At 59.2% G+C, this 20699-nt stretch carries 18 protein-coding genes; 8 read left to right on the forward strand and 10 right to left on the reverse strand.

Annotated elements, in window-relative coordinates:
* Positions 1 to 45 precede the first annotated feature (45 nt).
* The gene (locus MLE18_RS07135) at positions 46 to 351 is read right to left on the reverse strand and encodes a Dabb family protein (RefSeq protein WP_243368725.1); all 306 of its coding nucleotides are present in this window, start codon (positions 349 to 351) and stop codon (positions 46 to 48) included.
* A 96-nt stretch (positions 352 to 447) separates the two neighbouring features.
* On the opposite strand from MLE18_RS07135, the gene cbiE reads away from it, so the two are divergent.
* The 5 genes from cbiE (at position 448) to MLE18_RS07160 (ending at position 5064) form a co-directional block, all read left to right on the forward strand.
* A complete protein-coding gene (gene cbiE / locus MLE18_RS07140; protein WP_243368727.1) occupies positions 448 to 1692 on the forward strand; it encodes a precorrin-6y C5,15-methyltransferase (decarboxylating) subunit CbiE in 1245 nt (414 codons plus the stop codon).
* Between the two features lie 76 nt (positions 1693 to 1768).
* Positions 1769 to 2638 (forward strand): hypothetical protein, encoded by an 870-nt coding sequence (locus MLE18_RS07145; protein ID WP_243368729.1) that lies wholly within the window; start codon positions 1769 to 1771, stop codon positions 2636 to 2638.
* The gene (gene cobM / locus MLE18_RS07150; protein WP_243368732.1) at positions 2635 to 3396 is read left to right on the forward strand and encodes a precorrin-4 C(11)-methyltransferase; all 762 of its coding nucleotides are present in this window, start codon (positions 2635 to 2637) and stop codon (positions 3394 to 3396) included. The genes MLE18_RS07145 and cobM overlap by 4 nt, the downstream gene beginning before the upstream one ends.
* Before the next feature lie 126 nt (positions 3397 to 3522).
* Complete coding sequence (locus tag MLE18_RS07155; protein ID WP_243368734.1) at positions 3523 to 4497, forward strand: chemotaxis protein; 975 nt, start codon at positions 3523 to 3525, stop codon at positions 4495 to 4497.
* A gap of 165 nt (positions 4498 to 4662) precedes the next feature.
* Complete coding sequence (locus MLE18_RS07160; RefSeq protein WP_243368736.1) at positions 4663 to 5064, forward strand: secondary thiamine-phosphate synthase enzyme YjbQ; 402 nt, start codon at positions 4663 to 4665, stop codon at positions 5062 to 5064.
* 379 nt (positions 5065 to 5443) lie between these two features.
* On the opposite strand, the gene MLE18_RS07165 is transcribed toward MLE18_RS07160, so the two are convergent.
* On the reverse strand, positions 5444 to 6436 hold the full coding sequence (locus MLE18_RS07165) for an NAD(P)H-dependent glycerol-3-phosphate dehydrogenase (RefSeq protein ID WP_243368738.1): 993 nt from the start codon (positions 6434 to 6436) through the stop codon (positions 5444 to 5446).
* Between the two features lie 127 nt (positions 6437 to 6563).
* On the opposite strand from MLE18_RS07165, the gene ahbB reads away from it, so the two are divergent.
* From ahbB to MLE18_RS07180, 3 genes are all read left to right on the forward strand, one after another.
* Positions 6564 to 7043, forward strand: coding sequence for a siroheme decarboxylase subunit beta (gene ahbB, locus MLE18_RS07170; protein ID WP_243368740.1), 480 nt, complete (start codon positions 6564 to 6566; stop codon positions 7041 to 7043).
* A 131-nt stretch (positions 7044 to 7174) separates the two neighbouring features.
* The gene (locus MLE18_RS07175) at positions 7175 to 7423 is read left to right on the forward strand and encodes a hypothetical protein (RefSeq protein WP_243368742.1); all 249 of its coding nucleotides are present in this window, start codon (positions 7175 to 7177) and stop codon (positions 7421 to 7423) included.
* A 422-nt stretch (positions 7424 to 7845) separates the two neighbouring features.
* Complete coding sequence (locus MLE18_RS07180; RefSeq protein ID WP_243368744.1) at positions 7846 to 8571, forward strand: nucleotidyltransferase family protein; 726 nt, start codon at positions 7846 to 7848, stop codon at positions 8569 to 8571.
* A gap of 31 nt (positions 8572 to 8602) precedes the next feature.
* On the opposite strand, the gene MLE18_RS07185 is transcribed toward MLE18_RS07180, so the two are convergent.
* From MLE18_RS07185 to MLE18_RS07220, 8 genes are all read right to left on the reverse strand, one after another.
* On the reverse strand, positions 8603 to 9349 hold the full coding sequence (locus MLE18_RS07185; protein ID WP_243368746.1) for a TylF/MycF/NovP-related O-methyltransferase: 747 nt from the start codon (positions 9347 to 9349) through the stop codon (positions 8603 to 8605).
* A 496-nt stretch (positions 9350 to 9845) separates the two neighbouring features.
* The gene (locus MLE18_RS07190) at positions 9846 to 12380 is read right to left on the reverse strand and encodes a B12-binding domain-containing radical SAM protein (protein ID WP_243368748.1); all 2535 of its coding nucleotides are present in this window, start codon (positions 12378 to 12380) and stop codon (positions 9846 to 9848) included.
* 84 nt (positions 12381 to 12464) lie between these two features.
* A complete protein-coding gene (locus MLE18_RS07195) occupies positions 12465 to 13487 on the reverse strand; it encodes a GHMP family kinase ATP-binding protein (protein ID WP_243368749.1) in 1023 nt (340 codons plus the stop codon).
* 37 nt (positions 13488 to 13524) lie between these two features.
* Positions 13525 to 14271, reverse strand: coding sequence for a methyltransferase domain-containing protein (locus tag MLE18_RS07200; RefSeq protein WP_243368751.1), 747 nt, complete (start codon positions 14269 to 14271; stop codon positions 13525 to 13527).
* Between the two features lie 8 nt (positions 14272 to 14279).
* Positions 14280 to 18671 (reverse strand): glycosyltransferase, encoded by a 4392-nt coding sequence (locus MLE18_RS07205; RefSeq protein ID WP_243368753.1) that lies wholly within the window; start codon positions 18669 to 18671, stop codon positions 14280 to 14282.
* Positions 18672 to 19156: 485 nt separating this feature from the next.
* Positions 19157 to 19672 carry a hypothetical protein gene (locus MLE18_RS07210; RefSeq protein ID WP_243368755.1) on the reverse strand — a complete coding sequence of 172 codons (516 nt, stop codon included), beginning with the start codon at positions 19670 to 19672 and terminating at the stop codon, positions 19157 to 19159.
* A 162-nt stretch (positions 19673 to 19834) separates the two neighbouring features.
* Positions 19835 to 20125, reverse strand: a complete 291-nt coding sequence (locus MLE18_RS07215) for a hypothetical protein (protein ID WP_243368757.1) — start codon at positions 20123 to 20125, stop codon at positions 19835 to 19837.
* 228 nt (positions 20126 to 20353) lie between these two features.
* The gene (locus MLE18_RS07220; protein WP_243368759.1) at positions 20354 to 20680 is read right to left on the reverse strand and encodes a hypothetical protein; all 327 of its coding nucleotides are present in this window, start codon (positions 20678 to 20680) and stop codon (positions 20354 to 20356) included.
* Positions 20681 to 20699: the final 19 nt, after the last annotated feature.

Here is a 20699-nt window from a genome sequence, read left to right on the forward strand (position 1 = left end):
CGAGCGCGGGCACGGGCGCGGGCTGGCGCGTTGCGGGCGGAAAGGCTAGATTTCGTAGTCGATCACGCGGCGCTCGGCCACCACGGACTTGATGAACTCCACCACCTTCATGTGCTCGGGGTGCACGGCGTAGGCCTTCAGGGTCTGCTTGTCGGGGAAGGTGGTGTAGAGGACGATGTCCGTGGGCGGCACGGACTCGAACAGCGATGCGGTGGCCACCTCCAGGTCGATGACGCCGGGCACCTTGCCGGGCAGGGCCTCCAGCAGGGACTTCATGGTGGCCAGGTTTTCGGCCTTGGTCTTGCCGCCGGCTTCGTCCTTGAGGGTCCACATGACGATGTGCTTGATCATGGCTTTTCCTTTTGTTTCGTATGGCGGCGCGGGCCGCGTGTGGGTGTTCACTAAGCCAGGGGCGCGGCCCAAGTAAAGCCGCGCCCGGAGGGAAACGTGCCGACGCAATCAGAGGGTGGCCTCCCGGCCATCGAGGTCCTGGGCCTGGGCATAGGCGGCGAGCCCTGCCCCCGCACGCTGGAGGCGGCTGCGCGCTGTGACGTGCTGACCGGGGGCGGGCGCCAGCTGGCGGCATTCGAACACCTGGGCAAAACGGCCATACCCTTGAGCGGCCCGCTGGACCAGGCCCTGGAGCGTGTGGCCCAGGCCCGGGCCGACGGGCTGCGCGTGGCCGTGCTGGCCGACGGCGACCCCCTGTACTTCGGCATCGGCGCGCGCCTGCTGGAGCGCTTCGGGCCAGGGGCCCTGCGCTTCACCCCCGGTGTCACGGCGGTGCAGGCCGCGGCCGCCCGCCTGGGCCTGCCCTGGCATGACCTTCCCGCCGTCTCCCTGCACGGGCGCGTCGACCCCGGCCCGCTGTTTTGCGCGCTGGCCTTTTCCGGCCGCGCGGCCGTGTACACGGACGCGGCCAACTCTCCTGACGCCCTCTGCGCCATGCTCCTGGCCAGGGGCCTGCCCCCGCAGACCCGCGCCCGCATCCTGGAGGACATGGGCCTGCCCGGCGAAAAGCTCCACACCCTGGACCTGCCCGGCGCGGCGGCCCTGCGCTTCTCCCCGCTGAACCTGCTGCTCCTGGAGATGCCCCCGGGCGCGCCCCGGCCTCAGCTCGGCAGGCCGGACGCCTTCTACGAGACCGAGGGGGGCCTGATGACCAAGGGCCCGGCCCGGGCCTGCTCCATCGCGGCCCTGCGCCTGGAGCCCGAGAGCCTGCTCTGGGACGTGGGCGCGGGCAGCGGCGCCGTGGGCATCGAGGCCAGCGCGCTCTTGCCGCGCGGGCGCGTGTTCGCGGTGGAGCGCTCCCCGGCCCGCTGCGTCATGATCCGGCGCAACGCGGCCCGCTGCGGGGCCTGGCAGGTGGACGTGGCCGAGGGCGCGGCCCCCGAGGCTCTCGCGGCCCTGCCCGAGCCCACGCGCATCTTCATGGGCGGCTCCCTCTCCGGCGGGACACAGGCCTTGGAAGCCTGCTGCGAGCGTATGGCTCCGGGCGGGCGGCTGGTGCTCAACACGGTGCTGCTCTCCTCGCTGGGGGCGGCCCTGGAGCTGTTCAAGCGCCTGGGCTGGGCCTTCGAGGTGCTCCAGGTGCGCGCGGACGAGGCCGAGCCCCTGGCCGGGGACCTGCGCCTGGCGGCCCGGAACCCGGTGTTCATCGCCGCTGCTGACAAACCGGCGCGTTTGCCCTAGAAATTCTCGCTCAAGTGGCGGCAGGCCCGCCGCACATCCGACAGGCCGCGGCGCACAGTGCCGCGGGAAGGCTGCCATGAAATCCCCCTATGAAATAACCACAGACATCTTCGAGCCCATCTCGCAGTTCTGGAACGACCACCGCACGGAGCGCACCATCTCGGGCGCGCTGGTGATCATCTTCCTGGCCTCGCTGGCGGGCATAGAGCTCAAGCGCCTGGGTCTGCTGCCGCCTTCCATGACGGGTTTCGTGCCCGACCACCACTTCGCCGCGGTGAACGTGGCCTTCACCCTGGTGCTCATCCTGGAGGTGCTGGGCCTGATCTTCATCCTGCCGTGCTCCTTCTCCAAGGCCATGGGCAAGCAGTTCGAGATCCTCTCCCTGATCCTGTTGCGCAACTCCTTCAAGGAGCTCATCAACCTGCCCGAGCCGCTGCATTTGACCACGGACTGGGCTCCGCTCATGCACATCGTCTCCGACGGGGTGGGCGCGCTGGTGATCTTCGGGCTGCTGGGCGTGTACGGGATGCTGCCCCAGCCCAACCTCAAGCTTTCGCGCTCGGGCTACGCCCGCTACGCCTTCATCGCCTCCAAGAAGATGGTGGCCCTGGTGCTGCTGGGCATCTTCACGGTGCTCGGGGCGAGGGCGCTCTGGCAGGGCCTGACCCAGCACCACACCTTCGACTTCTTCGACACCTTCTACACCGTGCTCGTCTTCGCGGACATCCTGCTGGTGCTGCTCTCCCAGCGATTCATCCCGGGCTACATGGCCGTGTTCCGCAACTCGGGTTACGCCCTGGCCACCCTGGGCATCCGCCTGGCCCTGGCCGCGCCGCCCTATTACAACACCTTGCTGGGCGTCGGCTCCGCGCTTTACGCCGTGGCCCTGACCTGGACCTTCGGCAAGATGGCCGCGAAGGCGCCCCCCGAAGGGAGCAAAGGGTGAGCGCGCGCGTGCACTTCGTGGGCGCGGGCCCGGGCGACCCGGAGCTGCTCACCCTCAAGGCCGCCCGGCTTATCGCCCAGGCCGACACGCTCATCTATCCCGGCTCGCTCACGCCCAAGGCCGTGGTGGACATGGCCAGGCCGGGCGCGCGCATCCTGGACAGCGCAGGCATGACCCTTGAGGAGACCCACGCCGCCATCATGGAGACCGTGCGCGCCGGCGGCCGGGCGGTGCGCCTCCAGGCCGGTGACCCGGCCCTCTACGGCACCGTGGCCGAGCAGGCCCGGCTGCTGGAAGCCGAGGGCGTGGACTACGAGGTGGTCCCGGGCGTCACGGCCGCCTCCGCCGCCTCCGCCGCGTTCAGAATTCCGGCCACGGCCCCCGAGATCACCCAGACGCTCATCCTTACGCGCATAACCGGGCGCACACCCGTGCCCGAGGCCGAGGCCCTGCGCGAGCTGGCCCGCCACGGCAGCGCCCTGGCCGTGTACCTGGCCTCGGCCGAGCCCGAGGCCGTGCGCGAGGAGCTGCTGGCCGGAGGCCACGCCCCCGATACCACGGTGGCCGTGGCCCACCGCGTGGGCTGGCCCGAGCAGGAGCTGCACCTCTCCACGGTGCGGGATTTCCCGGAGCTGGTGCGCGAGCGCGGCCTGACCCGCCAGACGCTCTTCCTGGTGCTGCCCGGGGCCGGGGCCGGGACGCGCTCCAAGCTCTACGACCCCGCCTTCACCCACGGCTGCCGCACCAGCGGGGCCTGATCCGGGGGCGAATACGGCCTTTCTTCCGGGCCCGCGCTGCGGTAGTGTTGCGTCGCGGGCCAGGCGCTCTTGTCCGGTCGGCCCCGCAAGACGAACCCTGTTTTTTCGTCCCCACCGAGGATGCGTATGAGCAACGGCCAGCAACTGGCGCTCACGGAAGTAGGCACCAACGAAGTCGAGATCATGAGCTTCTACATCGACCGCCAGGCCGGAGACACGGTGCGGCGGGAGTATTACGGCATCAACGTGGCCAAGGTGATCAAGATCACGCGCATCCCGGACCAGGTCATGCGCCCGCCCACCACCGCGCACCCCTCCGTGTGGGGGGCCTTCCACTTCAAGGACCGCGACAAGGTCATCCCCGTGGTGGAGCTGGCCCGCTACCTGGAGCAGGAGCAGGCCCCCTGCGACACCCAGAAGCTGATCATCACCGAGTTCAACCAGGTCATGACGGCCTTCCTGGTCACCGGCATCACGCGCATCTACCGCGTGAGCTGGAAGGACGTGGAGCAGCCCGACAAGCATATCAACGAGTACTCCCGCGACGCCTTCACGGGCATCGTGAACCTGGAGGGCCACATCGTCTTCATCCTGGACATGGAGAAGATCGTCATCGAGCTCAACCCGCAGTCCGGCAAGGATTTCTTCGGCATCGCCACGGGCGTGACCTCGGACCGCTGCGTCAGCGTGCTGCACGTGGACGACCAGGCCCTGGTGCGCCGCATGGTCAAGCGCGCCCTGGAGCAGGACAATGCCTTCACCGTGGAGTCGGCCGACAGCGGCAAGGCCGCGCTGGACGTCCTGCGGGAAAAGGCCTCCCAGGCCGCCGGGCAGGGCGTCCCCGTGACCGACCTGGTCACGGTTGTGGTCTCTGACGTGGAAATGCCGGTGATGGACGGCTACACCCTGTGCCGCTCCATCAAGGACGACCCGGCCCTCGCGAAGATTCCGGTGTACCTGTTCTCCTCGCTCATCACCGAGGAGACGCAGCACAAGGGCGAATCCGTGGGGGCCAGCGGCCAGTTCCCCAAGCCCCAGACCGAGTTCATGGCCAGGGAGATCCTGGCGGACCTGGCCAGGAAGTGCGCCTCGGGCCGCTAGCGGTCTAATCAAAATCCTTGCTGGCTGCGTTGCTTCAAAAAAGTCAAACCCTCGCGTATGCCCAATACGCGTCGGCCTTGACTTTTTCTTGCGCCGTGCCACCAGGGTTTTTGATTAGGCCGAATCGATGATTGGTCGCAGCACGCCGCTCAAGGAGGCACCGCCATGCACAAGCTCTCACTCTCCACTGCCCGCCGCGAGCAGATGCAGGACATCACCGCCCACCTCCAGGAGCTGGTGCGCGCAAACGACTGGCGCGACGGCCTGCTGCAGGTGCACTGCCCCCACACCACCGCCGGCCTGACCATCAACGAGAACGCCGACCCGGACGTGGTGCGCGACATGCTCGTCACGCTCGCCAGCCTTGTTCCCGAGCGGGGCGACTACCGCCACGCCGAGGGCAACTCGGACGCGCACCTGAAGTCCAGCTGCATGGGCTGCGGCTTGACGCTCATCGTTTCGGGCGGGCGCATCATGCTGGGCACCTGGCAGGGGGTCTATTTCTGCGAGTTCGACGGCCCGCGCAGCAGGCAGGTCTGGGTCGCCTGGGTGGGGTCGGCGGGCTGAAGCGCCTGTTGCCTGGTCCGGCCTTGGCCTCCGCGCCGCCGAAACGCCGCTGTATTTGAAGAATATCGCCGCTTCGTCGGCGCGGAGGCCAGGGGCGGACCAGGCGCGGTCCACCACGCTTGAAACACCGCAAGCAGGTGCGGTGTCTTCGGTGGGCTTGGGTTTAGTTGCGTGGCTATTCTTGGGGAGGCGCTGCCTCCCCAAACCCTGCCGCCCAGGCTCTCGGGCAGGGGGATGATCCCCCTGCACCCCCAGTAGCTTCGCGCTCGTGGGCGCTAATAAAGAAAACCGGGAAGGCGGAGCCTTCCCGGTTTTTGATTGCGGGGTCCAGGGGGATCATCCCCCTGGCGGGGTGCGGGGCGGCGCCCCGCTCTTCATCTTACTCGCCGCGCAGGGTGCGGGTCATCAGGTCGCGCACGGCCTGGGCGGGGTCCTTGCCCTCGTAGAGGATGGCGTTGACCTGCTCGGTGATGGGCAGCTCCACCTTGAACTTCTTGGCCAGGGCGTGCACGGCCTGGGTGGTCTTCACGCCTTCGGCCACCATCTTCATCTCGCCCAGGATGTCCATGAGCTTCTGGCCCTGGGCCAGGCGCTTGCCCACCTGCCTGTTGCGGGAGAGGTCGCCCGTGCAGGTCAGCACCAGGTCGCCCAGGCCGGAGAGGCCCATGAACGTCTTGGGGTCGGCGCCCATCTTCACGCCCAGGCGGGTTATCTCGGCCAGGCCGCGGGTGATGAGCGCGGCGCGGGCGTTGGAGCCGAAGCCCAGTTCGTCGGCCACGCCGGCTGCTATGGCGATGATGTTCTTCACCGCGCCGCCCAGCTCCACCCCGCGCACGTCGGGGTTGGTGTAGACGCGGAAGTATTCGGTGGCGAAGAGCTCCTGCACCTGCTTGGCCAGGTCCTTGTCCTTGCAGCCCAGGCTGATGGCGGTGGGCATGCGCCGGATGACCTCGTAGGCGAAGCTGGGGCCGGAGAGCACGGCGAAGCGGTGCTTCTTGCCCACCAGGGCTTCCTCGCAGACTTCGGACATGGTCTTGCCCGAGTCCAGCTCGATGCCCTTGCTGGCGCAGATGATGGCCGGGTTCTTGGGCAGCAGCTCGCGCATCTCGCCAAGCACGGCGCGCAGGAACTGGCTGGGCACGGCCATGAGGTACAGGGTGTGCTCGGCGCAGAGCTTGGGCAGGTCCATGGTGACCTGAAGGTTGGGGGCGAGCTTCACGCCGGGCATGTACCAGGTGTTCTCGCCAGTGGCCCTGATGGAGGCCAGCAGCTCCATTTCGCGCACCCAGAGGGTGGTCTCGATACCTTTTTTGGCCAGCAGGTCGGCCAGGGTCGTGCCCCAGCTGCCGGCACCGATGATGGCGATCTTCATGGGAGGCTCCTGAAATATTGGCGGGAGACTTGAAGCGGGGGTGTCGCTATCGCCCCGCCGGGATTGCCAGTAGCACAGGTTGCCGCTAGAGATAAAGTCGTTATACGTAGGGTAGAAAGGAGACGAAATGAGCGGAGCCAAGCAGTTCACGGAAACGCAGCGGCGCATCCTGTCGCTGGTGCAGGGCGACCTGCCCGATGTGCCCGATCCCTTCGCCGAGGTGGCGAGGCAGGCGGGGGTGAGCCAGGAGGAGGTGCTGGAGCTGGTGCGCGGCATGAAGCAGCGCGGCGAGATCAGACGCTTCGGGGCCACCCTGCGCCACCAGAAGGCCGGGTACGGCTCCAACGCCATGGTGGCCTGGTACGTGGACGACGAGGACATGCCCCGCATGGGGGCGTTCATGGCCGCGCGGCCCGAAATTTCGCACTGCTACCACCGCGTGAACTGCATGGACTGGCCGTACAACCTGTACACGATGGTGCACGCCAAGACCCCGGAGGAGTGCGCGCAGACCGTGGCCGAACTGGCCCGGCTCAGCGGGCTGGAGGAGTACGACGTGCTCAAGAGCAGGAAAGAGTTCAAGAAGACAAGTATGCGCTATTTTTAGGCGTGACGGGGTGACAATTTCAGGCTGGTTGAAGCCGGAATTCGCGGCACGGTTGTCCCTGTTCGCTCAACACCGTAGAGCGGTGTCTGTGGTGCAGTGCGCTTTGGGCATGCCTTCAAGGAGCAGTGTTCATGGATAAGAAACCAGAGAAAGACAGAATTGACGTTGTTTTCAATGCGCCGCCTACTGATTCGAAGGGTGTGGCAAAAGATGAGCATATCGAGCACGGCGTTTCGTCTCTGTATGGGCTGGTCAACGACAACATGACGTATGTCAATCGTTGTGCGTACAATAGGAACGCGGATATGAATACGTTCCCGCGGGCGTACATCAATTTGGTCAAGACATTTTTTAAGTCGTTGCTCATTTTTTGGAAATAGTGCCTCGCCAAGGTTGACGCCCAGGAGGCTCCCCCGGTGTGCGTCTCCTCATCCAGGTCCTTGATCCTCGCCCGGTGTGGCTTGGGGGCAGATGGATATGCCAGGGCAAGGACAGCCTTGATGATGCGTCCGGCCGATGCCAGCCAAAGCGGAGAGTGGCGTGACTCCGCCTTTCGAAAGCGTATCTATCTCGTGTCAGCGCCTCAGTTTGTAGTATCGCCTGTCCTGCAGAGGGTTGGGGGGGGCGGCACTTCAAAGTCACCTTCGCGCTCCCGACGCTGCATCGACAGGGTTGCGTTGCAATGCAAGCTCTGTTGGAGGTGGCTCAGTTGGCAGTATGATGTATCTGCTTGTGTTTTAAGCGCGTACTGTGGAGGATATCGTTGTCTCGTCACGTTCTTGCATCCCAAGTGGAAGTCATTATGCAACTCGATGAAGCTGTGATTTTGGCGGGTGGCCTTGGAACCAGATTGCGTAGCGAAGTTGCCGACTTGCCCAAGGTGATGGCCCCGATAAACGGGAGGCCGTTTTTAGAATATCAGCTCGCACACTTGGCGAAAAAAGGATTCAGGCGGGTGATTCTGGCGGTTTCCTATCTTCGGGAAACGGTCATGGAACACTTCAAATCCGAATTCGCTGGGCTGCGTATAGACTATTCCGTGGAGATATCCCCCCTGGGGACCGGCGGGGGCCTCCGGCAGGCGCTTTCGCAGGTGGAAGGGGCAGCGGCCTTCGCATTCAATGGGGATACATACTTTGACGTGGACTATGCAGGCATGGAGCGCCAATGGCTCGACGCCAGCGGTGCGGGCGTCTCCATGGCGCTTAGGAGTTTGTCAGACGCCAAGCGCTACGGCATGTGTCGCATCAATAATGGGCGGGTGGTCGGATTTGCTGCTGGTGGCGGCAACGAACCCGGTTTTGTGAACGGAGGCTGCTACATCCTCCCCAGGGACGTGTTTGGAGGCTTCTCCCTGCCGCAGACATTCTCTTTCGAGGCAGATTTTCTGGAGGCTCATGCGGACTCGTTGCGTCCGATGGCCTTTCTGGAAAGCTCTGACAATTTTTTTATTGATATCGGTGTTCCTGAGACGTACCGGCTTGCGCAAGGATTGTTCGGCCGGGTCGGGGAATTTCCGAAAGAATGATGCCAGGCGGGCGCGGTGCCTGGCTGCTCTGTCATCCGATGAAGTTCCGGAATACAAAGTGCGGGTATATCTGTTCGGAGCACAGGCCGTCGCGACGGATGACGAAATCCTCAACGGCCTCGGTGGCTCCGATGCAGGAGGATGCAGTGGCGTCGTCAAACACCAAATAACCACCATTCACCATGTAGGCCCTGCTGGCCTCGTAGGAGTATTTGACCGCGTGGTAGATGTCGCAGTCGATGTGAGCCAGAGAAATCGCTCCCGCCTGCTGCAACACCTGCGTGGCAGTATCCTGGAAGAGTCCGGGCACCACGTGGAGGTTGGTTAGGCCGAACGCGGTCGCGGCAGACCGGACTTCGTCTGCATTGGTGTTGGCGAAGTCGCCGGCATGGTGTGCGTCGATGGCGGGGTCGGTGGCTGGCATGCCGCTGAAGGTGTCCAGCGCGAAAACATGCGTTTGGGGGAGAAACTTCCGCGCCAGGGCAGCCATGAAAAATGCTGATCCGCCACGGTAGGAGCCGTATTCGATGATATGCCCCACCGGAATTCTCGGTAAGAAGTATTTGATCAGGAGAAACAGGTTCATTATCCGGTCGAGCATAAGGATCGAACGGCCTGAGGCGTATTGGAAAGCTTCCTGATAGTCGGGATCGGCGGCAATCTGTTCGCGCAAATTCTTGAATTCGAGCCCGACGCCGCGCAGGTATCCCTCCTGGACGCAGCGGCCGCGCCGGATGGGAAATTCGGGAGTTGCGGACAGGGGAAAATACTCGTCCATGATACTCTCCTGCGGTGAGTGAGGCGCGCCGCTATTGTATGTCGTGAGCCGATAGCGTCAGCGCCTGAATAAGGCGAGGCAAGGTAGGTTGCAAGCCTGTTTGCCCGAATTCCTGTTTGGGTTTACTCCGAACTCGTCGCGAATCGCAGCCATGCTGCGTACGAATGGATATCATCCATTTATTTAAGTCAAATAAATAAGAACGATTTGGTTGTCAATCTCCCGCATTCTCAGGTTGGCCGTGCCCAGTTTACAAATTCCATCCCTCGTATCTCTGGCATGTTTTTCGGCATGGTTCATGACCCAAACATTCTGAGTGGCTGCCTATTGTTAACCTGCGGTGGAATGCGGAATTCCGGCTTTGCGTTGTGCATCAAGAATGTCTGGGCCTTGCCGTGCGAGGCGAAAATCAGAGTGCCTGGCATGTCGGGGGGCGACCGAAACTGTATTGCGCTCGCCTGTTTAGCGTGACGGTTGTTGGCTGCTTTGCTGGAGTCTATATGATGCTTGTATAGCCAACGTACTTGTAAATGTCGGCGCACTGGATGTCGATCAGCTCCTGCTGGAGCGGGGTCAGGGAAGTTGTATTCGAAGACGCGGTCTTGCTGCAACTGGCAGACAGTCCGGCTCGGACACGCTCCTTCCAGTCTTCAGCGTACGCGATGCCGCATTTATGCAAGAAGTCCAACATGAATTCGTCCCCGGCAGGCGTGTCCAGAGCGCGTACCATGCTACGGAAGTGATCGAAGTCGAGCACGAATTGTGCGCGGGGAAGCCATTTTATACAGTAGTTGATGTAGCTTTCACGTAGCGATGGAAAGTAAAGGTTGTCCTCGTTGCCGTACAACACGAGGTTGAAAAGATCATCGTGTCCCAATTGGTGGGTGCGCGCAATTTGCGCCCAGGGGATGATGTTGGCCCAAGTTGGTGACGAGAGCATCGTAATAAGTGACGCGGCATATCTTTTCGGATGTCGTAGCAGCAGAAAGATGTTGGAATTGCGTACAAGCCACAATGCCTGCGGTGACCACCACAAATGCGCAAACGTGAATCCGTCAGTATGTCCGCCCCGTTCTTCGATCTTTTTGTGTGTGGCTAGAACCTCGGGGTTGTCGCGAAGCATTTCCCTGCTGTAGGTTTCCGTGTAATCGTAAGGTGTCTTGTGCATGTTGGCAAAGTGGCGGAGGATATTGCTGATCATGTGCGTCCCGCATTTGGGAAGAGACACCTGGATCAGGGGCTTTTCGAGTCTCTGGATGCTTGCGACTCTAGATATTGATGTCTCCAGATTTTCGTCGCACGACATAATGCTCTGGTCCTCGTTCAAGGGGTGACGCTCAAACCCGTAAAGCATCACAGATAGGGAACGTGAATCAAGCCAGTCGCCAAGTTCTGATGGAATGCATGACTTGTCGCATTCGAAACGCAGAGTGTATGTCCGGCGTTCAGGTGTGGCAATTGTTAATGAAATTGGCTGTCTGTCACGAATGTGCAGAGTGTCATGTAGCTTGCCGTCAATATAAATATTCAATTGTGCCGGAAGGTTGCCTGAGATTTCAAGCAGCGAAGTAGAGGCGATGGTGAATTTGAGACAACATTGCCCCGGTGAGAATGAGGCGATTTCAGAAAAGTCGGAGAGCATGACCCTTGCGCCATCTTCAATCCAGGCGTCCTTTATTGGCACAAGAGCCTGAAAAGGAGGAGGGTTCTTGAGAAGCATGTTCCCTGAAAGGTACTGGAGTGCATTGTTTCGGATCTTGATCGCCGTGATTTTGTCGCGGTATTCATCCACAAGGGTGTGCAGTTCCTGCACGCTCACGTTTGTCCCCATGTACAGTTCGTGCCCCATGCGAGAGGCGTCAAAGCGAGACCAGTCCATGTCGTCTGATACTAGACCCATGGTTTTGGCCTGATCCCAGACTGCCGTGCCAGGGTAAGGCCTGAGGGCGCCCCAGGCTATGTCATGGAGCTTGCCTGCTTCAACATTTTCTAAAACCTTGTCCAGCGTCAGCAGAATGTCTTCCCTGGTCTCGATGGGGGTGCCGAAGATGAAACCCGCATTGGCCATGATCCCGTGCTTGTGCAGGATATCGAGAGCCCTCTGATTTATGGCCGCAGTAACAGGTTTCTTGTTGAAGTAGGTGAGGATTTTATCATTGAAAGATTCGACACCAAGGCCGCAGTCCTTGACGCCCAGTTCAACGAGCAATTCGCAGACTCCATCAGTTATGAGATTGGTCCTGGCTTGGCACGAATAAGTACATTTGCCGAGGAGATCCCTTTCTTTCAACAATTCGATCAATTGGGCGACACGTTTTTTTTCGGCAATGAACAAGTCGTCAAAAAAAACGATGTGCTTGACATTGTCCGATATGAACTCCTCAATCTGTGTCGCGACTCTTTCAATTGAATTTGTCCTGTAATTATTGAAAAAGCGAGAGGAGGCGCAGAAGGAACATTTATAGGGGCAACCGCGGGCCGAGAAGATATGCGTGCATCCCGTGTTGCTGTAGAATGGCAGATTCTTGTAGTCAGGGACGGGTAATGAGTCAAGATTCTTGATGAGCTCCCTTCGCCGGGTCTGTACGGGTTTTCCGCCCTGAAAGAAGAACAGCCCGTCAATGTCGCGAAGAGCTTTGAAGTTGAAGCCGTTGAATGCTTTGTATGACTTGAGCAGTTCGACAATGGTTTGTTCGCCCTCGCCGATAACAGCGATGTCAAACGCCTCATGCAACGATAGAGGCTGCAGCGATATATGGACACCGCCCAGGATGATGGGGATGTTAAGCTTGTCTTTGATGGTTTTTGCAAAGTCGATGGCCAGATGGTAGTTTTCAGTAACAGCACTGATGCCGGCGATATCCGGCTTGGCTTCGAGCAACTCCTCTATGCTCTCGTGGAGGAGAACCTCCACGCCGGGACAACTCGTTTTGATGCTGGCGGCAATAAATCCTATGCCCAACGGAACAAGCCCGTTTGCGCTGCCAACGCCTTTCCCTTCCCTAGTAGCCAGAATTAATGAGATTTTCATTGAAATGTCCTGCGGGCACAAGTTTTGGTTGAATATGGTGGCAAATGGTAATGCTTGAAATCAGGATATGCAGGCGCGCGACTCTTACGCCCAAGTCACAAGGCCGTGTTCGACGAATTGAACGTTCAGGCACGTGACATCGAATGCCTGGAGCGACTTGACAACGTCGTACCGCGCCACCCCCGGGCAGTAAAGCATCATATATCCCCCGCCTCCAGCTCCGGATATCTTGGCGCCCAAGGCTCCGGCATCCAGCGAGGTGGAAATTATCGAATCCAGCCAGGGGTTGCTGATCCTGTCTGACGTTCGCTTTTTACTTTCCCAACTCATGCGTAGGATACGCCCCAGCGTGTCCAGATCTCCCGTCAAGACGGCGCGCTTCATGTCGTATGCAGCGCGTTTTACCTCGTGAAGAGCGGAGAGTTTCTGTTCGTCGCCCTCGGCCATGATCCCCTTCTGGGTGTCGATGATCTGCGCCGATTCCCGACTGACTCCGGTGCCTACTAGCAATAGGTTGTGTTCCAGTTCTCGCAGAGTATCCTGTTTGACGCGCAGCGGGTTGACCAGCACGTTTCCGTTGGTCTCGAACTCCATGAAATTGAACCCCCCGAACGTGGCGGCGAACTGGTCCTGCTTGCCGCCGGAGAGGCCCAGGTCAATGCGCTCGATGTCGAAGGCGAGTTGGGCGATTTCGTATTCTCCGAGGGGGATCTGCAGCCATTCGCAGAAGGCACCGATTATTGCCACAACCAATGTGGAAGAAGAGCCGAGGCCGGAGCCTGGCGGCGCGTCAACCGCGGTGGTCAGCTTGAAGGAGAGCGGAGCATGCGCGTAGTCCCTGACGATGCGGTTGTATACGCCGATGGCCAGCTTATGCTCGGGAGTCACGGCAAGTTGCGGGGCGCAATCGAATGTGCTGGAGATGCAGCGATCCATGGAGCAGAAGGAGATGGCGCCCTTGTCACAGGGTTCGATCGTTGCGTGGGCGTACCGGTTGATGGTCGCGTTGAGTATTGCGCCTCCATGCAGCGAGGAATACTCCGGGATGTCCGTACCACCGCCGCCAAGTCCGAGGCGCAATGGAGCACGTGATCGATAAAATTTCATACTTTGTTCTCCCCCGGTTCTGTCGTTACGGAGGTGATCATGCACGGCTTATGTCCCTATTGTCCGTGAAAGGCGGGGTATCACTGTTGGCCGCCTTTAATGTCTCGAGGTCATTACGGTACTGGTTGAAGTGAACGGTTTCCTCATTCCCCATGACAGCGTCTTGAGGTGGCCGACGCCCACCGGATTCTTGTTCAGACAGGGGGCGTTTTCTCACGATGAATTCTATGCCGCATTCGGCCACGGGCGTGAGAGTCTGATCGTATCGCGGTAAATGATATCTGTAGCCTGCGTTCAGCAGCATGATGCGTTCGATTTCGGCCTGCTGTCCGAGTCCTGCGAGCAACTCCGTCACATTTATTGAGCGAGTCGACCACGAAGCGCACTTGTGGATGGTGAAGGTCCACTTGTGGTCTTTGTTGAAGGTGGAAGGAAAATGACCTTGCTCGTAGAGATCCTCGTCGGGCACTGTGACGATCAGGAAGCCGCCGGGCCTGAGCACGCGCATCCAGTGCGCGAGACCTCTGCGCGGTTCGGCCAGGTGCTCTAGGCAATGGCTGGAGTGAACGAAGTCCACGCTTTCGTCCTGGACGGTTTCAAGCAGTTCGGCGTCACCTTCTTCCTTGTCCCAGGTTTTTACTGAGCGCATGAGCGGGAACAATTCCGCATAGAGCGCCAGCGGGTCAGGTTTTCCCCCCAGGTCGAGGCCATGGCCGACAAAATAGCGTCGCACGAATAATGAATCTTGGAGCCTTCTGGCTATGGATTTGCTGCATTCTTTCATGTCGGTTGCTATTGCCTGTTAAGCTGGCAGCCTACTGCGCGCAGAATGTCTTCCACCTGTCGCATTGCTGCCTTTGTTGAGTAGTTGTCCATCACAAAACGCAATCCAGCCTGGGAAAGACGCTCCCAAAGCGCGGCATCGGTATAGAGACGCACGACGGCGTCGGCGAAATCCTGAGGTTGTTCCGCGACCAGCACATGCTCCTGGTCCACGAGTCCCATGCCTTCCGTCGCCACCGACGTGCCGACGCAGGGGCGGCCAAAGCTGAGGCTGGTGGCAACCTTGCCTTTGATACCGGCTCCGTAGCGCAAAGGGGCGACACTGAGCCTGGCGGAGGTAAAGTAAGGCGTGAGGTCTTCCACGAAGCCGGTGACGATGACATCCTCGCGGGCCTGGGCGAGCAAATCCGCTGGAGGCTCGCTGCCAACGATGTAGAGCTTGACGTCGGGGAGGTGTTGCTTCACGAGCGGGAATATTTGCTGCAGGAAGTACAGGGCGGAATCCACGTTGGGCGGATGACGGTAGCCGCCAAGGTGTACGATATCCCGTGTTGATTCGAAGGGGGCCAGGCTGCCGGGTACTGGGATGCACCATCCATAAAGCTTGACCAGTGCGTTTGGTGCTTCTTTCTCCAAGTATTCCAACTCGTACTGGCTGTGTACAATGGTGCAGTCGGCTGCGCCGATTACAGCCATTTCCCGGACTTTGGTTTCCAGCGCAGACAGCATGAGCGCGTCGTCGGCACGCAATTCGGCTTCACGGATTTCACGGATATGGTGCAGGTCGGAAGTGAAGAACACCAGCTTGGCGGATGGTGCGTGCGTACGCAAGGTGTCCATGCAGCGTGCAGCTACGGTCATGCGGAACACAACGACAAGGTCGAAAATGTCCCCCTCATGCTCCAGGAATCCCTGCACAGTACGGTGGTGAGGGCCATGTATCACCTCGATGCCAAGACGCCGCAGATCGTCAGTGTATCGCGGAATATAGGCGAAGTTGTCTTCGGGGATGAAGGTGACTTTGTAGCCGAAATGCTGCAACAGACGCATCAGGCCGAATGCGGTTAATGAGCCGGCATCCTGGTCTGGCTGGGGGGTGCACGCATCAATGACCAGCACGCGGCCAAGCACGCAACGGTCCTTGGTAATCTGCGGCATGACGCCGGACCTGCCCAGCGGAGCTATCTCAGAGCGCCAACGCGTCTTGAGCTTGAGTGCATTCGCCTGTTGGTAGCTCTTAACGCCGCAGTTGACCGATTTACCGCAACTGATCCCCTCGAAGTGCACAAGTTTCGAAAGAGGTTGATACACCACCCGGCGACCCTTCTGGCGAACACGGAAGGCAAGGTCGGAATCTTCTCCATAGGCGGGGGCGAAGTGTTCGTCGAAGCCGCCGAGGCTGACCCAAAGATGTTTGGGGATGGCCAGTGACGCCCCGGAACAGTAATCGACATTGCGCAGGTAATTGTATTCGGGGCGGCTAGGGTCTTCGTAGCGGCCATAGTTCCAGGCGGAACCGTCTTCCCAGATGATGCCGCCCGCTTCCTGAAGTTGGCCGTGAGGATACAGGAGCATGCTGCCTGCGAGGCCAACGTCCGGGAAATTCTGGAAGGTGCAGATCAACTCATTGAGCCAACCAGGCAATACATAAGTGTCGTTGTTAAGCAGAACTACATACTGGCCCAAGGCTCCTGCCGCGCCCAGGTTGCAGCTGCGGAGGAAGCCTTGGTTCACCTCATTGCGCAAAACCTTCACCCACGGGATCATACCGAGGAGCTGGTGTGTGGGGTCAGTTGAGGCGTCATCAACGACGATAACCTCGAAGTCGCAGCTTCCGTCCAGTCTGGCTAGCGAAAGCAGGCACAGAAGGGTGTGGAATATCTGATTGTGGACAGGGATGACGATGGAGGCTGTCGGCTCGCTAGAACGTGTTACGGAGGTGCGGCCATTGATCTCGGTAATCATCCCCATGAGGGTCTCCGGAGTGGACGCCCTGCACCCTCCGACCACGAAGTTGTCAATGAAATCCCGCACCGGGGACACGCCCTCGGAGATATCCATGCTCCGCCAGGAAAGGTAGAAATCAAGATTGAACTCGGCGCAGGGCAATGCGTTCTGGTCGACCCCCTCAGTGACAAAGTGCTCCAAGGCTCCGCAAGACCGTGAGTTGAGTTCGGGGTGCTGGCTGCGGTAGAAATGCGGGTCAAATATGGGCAGCGGGCGCAGGCCCAAGTTTTCCCCCACTTCCAGGTAATGACGGAAAGGGGCAAGTCCGGACGCGCAAACCTCGGTATACTGCTCCCTGTAGTAGGCCGCGTCGAAAAGAGGATGGGGGCTCAAGCCTTGGTCAGCCCCCACTGCCAGGAAATGCTCGTAGGGGGGGAGGCCGCAGGTGGTACTCTCAGGGCATGCCGACACATAATAATCGGACGCAAAAAGGGGATGCGGGCTTACCCCTTGCATGAGGCCGTGTTCAAGAAAATGGGCGAACGCGGGGCCAGCCAAGCCTGGCGGCATGTGACGAGCCCTGTAGTATTCATCGGAAAACAGCCAGGAGCACCTTCTGTTCTCGGTTTTGCCGAAGTTAAGGTAGTGGGTGAAAGGAGCGATCCCAGCTTCGGCCACATCAGGATTGATAGTGACGTAGGCCGCAGGGTCGAACCCTCGGATCTGGCTGAAATTGTTTCGGATGGCCTGTTGCAGGGGCTTGTGCTGGATGCCCAGCCAGCGGACCAGGGCCAAAAGGCGGTTGGTGAAGGCCTCCCGGGCCTGAAGTGTCTTGCAGAGGGCCGCAAGGATCTGGCCGGAACTGGCTGCCGGGTGTTGATTTCCTGTCAGGTGCTGGGCGAGGTTCGCCAGACAGGATGACATTTCCGCATTATGGCGGTTTGAGGCGGCTAGATCGTGACGAAGTGTCGTTTCCCTGGCGACTGCGGCCTCCTGCTCCTTGCGTCCCTTGAGCAATTGTTGGTTAGCCTCGTCGTAGATGGCATTCAGCTTCTCCAGTTGGGCATAGCAATCGTTCAGGGCGTTCTCGTCGAGTAGATGGAGTTGCCGACTTTGCTCCGCATCCTCCAGTGCCTGCTCCAATTTTTCAATTTCAGTCTGACTGATGCCGGCTAGCTCCTCCGCATGAGAGCGGTAGCGGTTTAACTCCTCGTCTTTTTCTTTCAGACTCCGGGAGAGAATCTCCGCCTCCTGGCGCCGTGACGCTAGTTCGTTGCGGAGTGTCTCCAATTCAGCTCTTTTGGCGTTAAGGTCGGAGAGCGCTTGAGAAAATTGTGTGTCTTTATTGAGGAGCGCCGAAGTAAGTCTGCTGATGTCGCCTTCTAGGTGCTCGGAATGGGCGCGTTCATACGGACTGCTGGAAGAGTCTGCTGAGGTTCTTGGAGTCTGCCCAGGCGAAATGGAATCATTATGCACGGTGAAAGACGAAACAAGCACAGAATCATCGACAGGAGTGGCTGGCTGAGGAGGGGCGGCATCTGGGGAAGTGAAGCTGATGGACTCGTTGATAAATTGGAACTGAGAAAAAAAGAGGAAAAGATCGTTGCGAGCGGCTTCCTTTTCGGGATCAGATGAGCCTGTGTGGAGCAATTTAGAGTGGACGTAGCTATAAATAGTTTGCTTGTGAGGCTTCCCGGTGTTGTGCTGCAGGTCGCTGATGATCGTGCTTCGCAGTATCTGTCCTACAGAATAGGAGGAGCAATTCGTGGAAATGCCAAGAAACGCCAGGATGTTTTCAAGAGTCTCGGCTGGGTGCTGGAACCAACTGTCGTAATTGACTATGTGCCAGTCCAGGGGGTGTGCGTTGAGAAACAGTTCGCCGTAGTGCCTCAGCCAGAGCAGAAGTCCGGTACCGACGGGTATGGAGTTGCGTTGTTGCAACGACGACGCCACTTGATAAGGATCTCGAACGCACAGGATGATTTTAAAAGGGATCTGTAGCTTGTTGAATAATTCCAGCCAGAGGGGCAACAGGCGTAAGGCGCGGGGATCTTTGAAGCCAAAGGGGGTCTGCGTGTTCAGCGAACCGAGGTAATCGATCAGTCGTTGCTTATAGTTATGAAGTGCGGGGTCGCGCCACCAAGTGCAGGGCATGGCGTCGGTGCTGTCCCAAGATCTGCCGAGCGCATCTAGAATATCATCCTGTAGACGCATGATTTCCCAGCGCTCCCAGTGCCCTTCCTGGTTCGAGTCGCATTTGACAGGGTCGTCAGCCCCCACCATGTCGATGCCGATTTTGTGCAGGATGGAGGAGCAAAGGGATGTGCCACTTCGGTGCATACCAAGAATGAAGACAAGGGGCGGCCGTGTGCTGACGAGAGCAGGTGATTTCCGACCTTTACTCCGTTCTGAAGGTCTCAATTGGTGCTTTTCAGTCTTCTGCGGTTTAGCCATACGCAATGATCCCCATTCAGACATCAAAAAACAGGCCTTTGCAATAATGTCCTTGAATATGATGATCAGATAGGTGGTGCTGCACGTTTATGCCTACGAATGAACAGTTTGATCATGATTTGTAAGCTAAATTTGGTTGGTGTCAAGTTATATGTCGGGGAAAATAAGCTGACACTATTGCGCTGCCCGGTATGGCAAGAGTCGAAAAATTAGCCCCGGGGGTGAGTATACTGACTTGAAATCCATGAAAGACCGGCAGTCAAGCATCAGGCACAGGTGGAAGGGGTTGTCTCAGTCGAGCCAGCGATTCAGCGCCGAGGAAGGTAGATAGGTGAAGCAAATATGCAATTCTCCGAAGATGCCATTGGGAGGCGCGTAGTGTGCCTTCAACCCGTTGCACTTCCTTCCGGTCTCCCGGGAATGCAGGACAATGTGTGCGAATTTGCCGGATGCCGGTATCCGGACCGCTGGTTGAGTGAGTACAATTACTGCGGAGAGCGCTTGCCGAGTTTATCGAACAGCCGGAAGACCGGCTGGGAGAACCATGTGTAAAGGGGAAACCCGCCGCCAATCACCAAAAGACTGCCCAGAATCCCAATTGCAATGCCCGCAACGGTGCTGGAGTTCACTAGGCCATTTAACAGTGAAAATACGCCCATGGACAGCCAGATCACGGCGGAGACAGGGCAGGCTTTGATTCTGAGGGTGTCGCCTTGAGAACCTGTTGCCACAACGGCAACAAACGGAATCCAACCCCATGTGATGGGAGGATAGCGACGTCTGATATAGATGATAGCTGCTCGTGTGGAAACCCTAAGTTTCTCATGGTGGCATTCAAGTATTCTCCAACTATCTGGAGATATGGGCGCCATGATGCTCGAATGAACGGTGATTCCGAATTTGTAGGCGAATGTTCCTGGAAAGAGGCAGCTGATTTGTTCCAATACAAAACATATTGCGAGGAGTATGAGGAGTAGGTCTGGAATGCTTGTGATGCTCATGGTGTGACAAGTCGCTTCTTGGGATGCCACTGGTGGGTTACATGGTTTGAGTGCTCGTGTAGTGCCTCATCATGATTTCGAAGGCGGTATCAGCTATTCTTGGCATTCGCCAGAAGGCCGTGCATTGACGAACGTTGTTTTTATGAATGCGTATTCGCTGCTTTAAATGCCGAACACTGATTTGTGCCAGTATTTTATTGGGTCTGCGAACCAGTGCTCATTTTGTGCGGTGCGTAGAGGCTTCAGGCACTTCATGTCCAGCGAGTACCGGGCCATCAGTCCGATCAACTCCCTGAGGCTGGCGTCGTCGACGGGGTCATCCAGGGTGATTTCCAGCCCTTGTAGGCATCTGGAAACACTCTCAACAGATGTAATTGATTGTAGCCAGTGAAAGAAAAAGTCCTCATCCCCCTCAGAGTAGAACGGAACTGGTTCCTGTATGACAATGTACATCATTACTCCAATAAATCGGGGATTAGCTCATCCTAGGGGGTAGTCACCTGGCAGTTGGTCGGAGGCAATACTGATGTATCTGGCTCGACGCAAGGCAGGCTCCCCATCAAGAACCATGAGCTATTCACCCCACTCTCAACGGGCAACTCTCTCCACGAAGGCATGCCAATGAAAAAGGCGGCCACCTGTCCGGTGGCCGCCTCATTGAAAAGCATCCGTTCGCCCGCCTTATTGCGTCTTCGTCGAGGTCGAGAGCGCGGCGGCGCGCTGGTCATCCACCGCGCGCTGCAGCACCTGGGCGTTCTGCAGGCAGGTGGCCAGGTTCTGGCCGCAGCTGGCCTCGCACTGCTGGCGGCGGGTGAACTCGGTGATGGACTGGCAGCCGGTATTGCAATCCAGGTTCTGGGAGTTGCAGTCGCACGTGAAGCAGCTGCCGATGGGCGGCAGGGAATTGATCGTCACCTGGTTCTGCGAGGGCAGGGTGACGGTGACCTGGGCGGTGGCCAGGCCGGCGCAGAGCAGCAGGACGGCGGTGAAGAGGATGGTGTGTCTCATTGTTTGCTCCAGGCTGTGC

Origin of the sequence: Fundidesulfovibrio soli (assembly GCF_022808695.1) — a bacterium.
Lineage (GTDB): Bacteria > Desulfobacterota > Desulfovibrionia > Desulfovibrionales > Desulfovibrionaceae > Fundidesulfovibrio > Fundidesulfovibrio soli.

Bases quoted from the DNA above. Each gene is read 5' to 3' on its own strand.
- MLE18_RS07155 (WP_243368734.1), top strand. From the start codon at position 3,523: ATGAGCAACGGCCAGCAACTGGCGCTCACGGAAGTAGGCACCAACGAA.
- MLE18_RS07220 (WP_243368759.1), bottom strand. From the start codon at position 20,680: ATGAGACACACCATCCTCTTCACCGCCGTCCTGCTGCTCTGCGCCGGC.
- MLE18_RS07135 (WP_243368725.1), bottom strand. From the start codon at position 351: ATGATCAAGCACATCGTCATGTGGACCCTCAAGGACGAAGCCGGCGGC.
- MLE18_RS07205 (WP_243368753.1), bottom strand. From the start codon at position 18,671: ATGGCTAAACCGCAGAAGACTGAAAAGCACCAATTGAGACCTTCAGAA.
- MLE18_RS07180 (WP_243368744.1), top strand. From the start codon at position 7,846: ATGCAACTCGATGAAGCTGTGATTTTGGCGGGTGGCCTTGGAACCAGA.
- MLE18_RS07185 (WP_243368746.1), bottom strand. From the start codon at position 9,349: ATGGACGAGTATTTTCCCCTGTCCGCAACTCCCGAATTTCCCATCCGG.
- MLE18_RS07210 (WP_243368755.1), bottom strand. From the start codon at position 19,672: ATGAGCATCACAAGCATTCCAGACCTACTCCTCATACTCCTCGCAATA.
- MLE18_RS07195 (WP_243368749.1), bottom strand. From the start codon at position 13,487: ATGAAATTTTATCGATCACGTGCTCCATTGCGCCTCGGACTTGGCGGC.
- MLE18_RS07165 (WP_243368738.1), bottom strand. From the start codon at position 6,436: ATGAAGATCGCCATCATCGGTGCCGGCAGCTGGGGCACGACCCTGGCC.
- MLE18_RS07215 (WP_243368757.1), bottom strand. From the start codon at position 20,125: ATGTACATTGTCATACAGGAACCAGTTCCGTTCTACTCTGAGGGGGAT.
- MLE18_RS07200 (WP_243368751.1), bottom strand. From the start codon at position 14,271: ATGAAAGAATGCAGCAAATCCATAGCCAGAAGGCTCCAAGATTCATTA.
- MLE18_RS07175 (WP_243368742.1), top strand. From the start codon at position 7,175: ATGGATAAGAAACCAGAGAAAGACAGAATTGACGTTGTTTTCAATGCG.
- MLE18_RS07190 (WP_243368748.1), bottom strand. From the start codon at position 12,380: ATGAAAATCTCATTAATTCTGGCTACTAGGGAAGGGAAAGGCGTTGGC.
- MLE18_RS07145 (WP_243368729.1), top strand. From the start codon at position 1,769: ATGAAATCCCCCTATGAAATAACCACAGACATCTTCGAGCCCATCTCG.
- ahbB (WP_243368740.1), top strand. From the start codon at position 6,564: ATGAGCGGAGCCAAGCAGTTCACGGAAACGCAGCGGCGCATCCTGTCG.
- MLE18_RS07160 (WP_243368736.1), top strand. From the start codon at position 4,663: ATGCACAAGCTCTCACTCTCCACTGCCCGCCGCGAGCAGATGCAGGAC.